The organism is Nitrospira sp. BLG_2, from assembly GCF_049222245.1.
On record NZ_JBLYIG010000617.1, the window covers coordinates 1 to 2,478 of the forward strand.

At 55.5% G+C, this 2,478-nt stretch carries 2 protein-coding genes; both read right to left on the reverse strand.

Annotation, left to right across the window (positions count from 1 at the left end):
• Window positions 1-1,460, reverse strand: a 1,460-nt coding sequence (locus tag ACOSYY_RS16405; RefSeq protein ID WP_421663797.1) for an AAA family ATPase, incomplete at its 3' end; no start/stop codon positions are given.
• A 72-nt stretch (window positions 1,461-1,532) separates the two neighbouring features.
• Complete coding sequence (locus ACOSYY_RS16410) at window positions 1,533-2,252, reverse strand: hypothetical protein (RefSeq protein WP_421663798.1); 720 nt, start codon at window positions 2,250-2,252, stop codon at window positions 1,533-1,535.
• Window positions 2,253-2,478: the final 226 nt, after the last annotated feature.

Genomic DNA, 2,478 nt, shown 5'->3' on the forward strand with positions numbered 1-2,478 from the left:
ATGAGCAAGGCGGTCGTGAGCGGAATTTTCTGGTGCAGCGCTCGATACAGGGCCGCGACCACTGCTTGTTCGATTTCGGATCCGCTGAAGCCGTCGCTTGCGCTGACGATTTTCACGAGATCGAACTTCTTACTGTCCTGCTTCCGGAGGCCAAGGTGAATCTTCCAGATGGCTTCCCGTTCGACATCATTCGGTAGATCGACGAAAAAGATTTCATCGAATCGCCCCTTGCGCAGGAGTTCGGGAGGCAGCGACGACAGATCATTGGCGGTGGCCACGACAAATACGTCCTGCTGTTTTTCTTGCAGCCACGTGAGGAACGCGCCGAAGAGTCGTCGGCTCAACCCCGCGTCGGCGTCGCCGCTTCTTCCCCCGGCGACCATGGCTTTCTCGATTTCATCGATCCAGAGGACGATCGGGGACAAGGATTCCGCCATCTCAATCGCCTTGCGGAAGTTCTTTTCCGATTCGCCGATGAACTTGTCGAATAACCGACCGGCATCGAGTTTCAGGAGCGGGAGTTTCCATTCCCGCGCGATGGCCTTCGCGGCGAGCGATTTGCCGCATCCCGGTACGCCGACCAACATGATGCCGCGCGGCGGGGTGAGATTGAGTGCTTTGGCTTCGGGAGTAAATCCGACCTGGGCACGCTCCAGCCAGGACTTCAGATTGCTAAAACCTCCCAATTCAAACCGATTGTCCTCCACGGGGTAGTATTCTAAGAGGCCTCCGTCCTTGATCGCCTGCACTTTACGCTTCAGGATTGTTTGAACATCTTCGACAGAGAGTGAGCCGCGTTCCACGATACACTGGGCAATAACTTGGCGGGCTTGATGAAGCGTCAAACCCTGTAGAGCACCGAGGATCGCGTCGGACTCCTGGGACAAGGAGTCGTTGTCGGCTCCTTTGGTCTCGCTGATCGAACCGAGTATGCTTTGCGCGAGAGTCGTGGACCGTGGGCGAGTGGCTGTTCGAGGTCTCAGCGATCGGAGTAACCCTCGTAGCATCGACCGGAGTTCGTCTCGATCCGGCAGTTTCAGATCGAGTCGCACGGCAATTTTATCGAGATCCAACGGCAGCGTGATCGGTTGACCGGTCAGCACACAGGTGGCCCGTGATCGTCCGTAGATCGCTGCAACTTCACGAAGTTGTCGACAGACAGCGGGATCTTGCAGATGTGGCCCAAGATCCTTGAGCCAAAACACCGCTTCTACTGTCAGGCCATGAAGATGCTGAAGGACAGCCAAAGGCGTCGAGGTCATCTTACTCAGGGTTGCGCCTTCGTCGGCGCGGGTAAGCCCTCTGGTGACGGACCATTCGAAGAGCGGCATGCGCTCCTGTGCGGTCACCGACTGTAGTAAGGCCAGGACTCGCTCCTCCTCGACCGTTTCAATGACGACGAGGGGATGGGAGGATCGGATCAAGGTGCGGAGATCGTGCACGCTGGTCGAAAGAGCCATCGGAGGGAAATGCTAGCACGAGGTTTTGATCGGACCAAGGAATCGGGCGATTGTGACGCGATGTGTCGGGATTTATGTCTTGGCCGGATTGGCGAGCGCCTTATTGATTTCGTTGATGAGGCGATGCTCGATTTCGTTCGTTTCTTCGTGGCTGACGCTTAAGATGCGGCCCCCCTGTGCGACCCGTTCAAATTCTGCTTTCACGCCGAGTTTTGTCAAATTGTCGGGAAGGGCTTGAAGGGAAATGAGGTATTGATTCCGTGAGCCCGTCACTTCGAGTGACGTCGGGTTGGAGATCTTGCGCTCCGTCACATAGACCGCCCGTTGATCGGTCTTGACGCTGACCTTGAGATGATAGCCGTTGCGTGCCAGTGCGTCTTCAACGACCTTTGCCACGGCCGGCATAGGCCTGGGGAGAGTATCTAATTGCGCTCCTTTCTCCTCGACTTTGAGGGATTCGGTCATCTGCGTCGCAATCATTCGTTTGGTCTCAGCCAGCTGCAGTTCCAGTTCCTCGGTCTGGTGTTTGGCTTCCGCCTTCGTGGCTTCCGTGGTGCTCTTTGCGTCCCGGATTTCTTGATTGAGCAGATCGATCTGCTGCTGCATGACCTTATTCCCGTCCAGCAAGGAGCTGAGGAGGGTTTCTTGCTTTGCGACTTGTTTCTTGAGAGTCTCATTTTCCACGCGAATGGAATTAATGGAATTGTCGTCAGGAACGCAGCCTGCTGTAACCATTATCAGGACGGCCCCCATGCCCAGCGACCATGGATCAATGAATGTGGCGTTGCACACGCGATAGTGCTCCCAATTGATGCGTGAGATTATCTACGGTTCAGCTCAACTTGTCCATGTGGTATTTGGCCGTATGTTGCGTCACCGTTCAGTGAGAGACTAGGGCCGGTACGATCGAGTCGTAAAAAGCAGACTCTTCATGTCCAAATCCATCAGTGTGTCGGAACGAATGCCCCATTGAGGCTCGTCCTTAGCTTGCGCTTCCAGCTTGTTGGACTGTAGCATG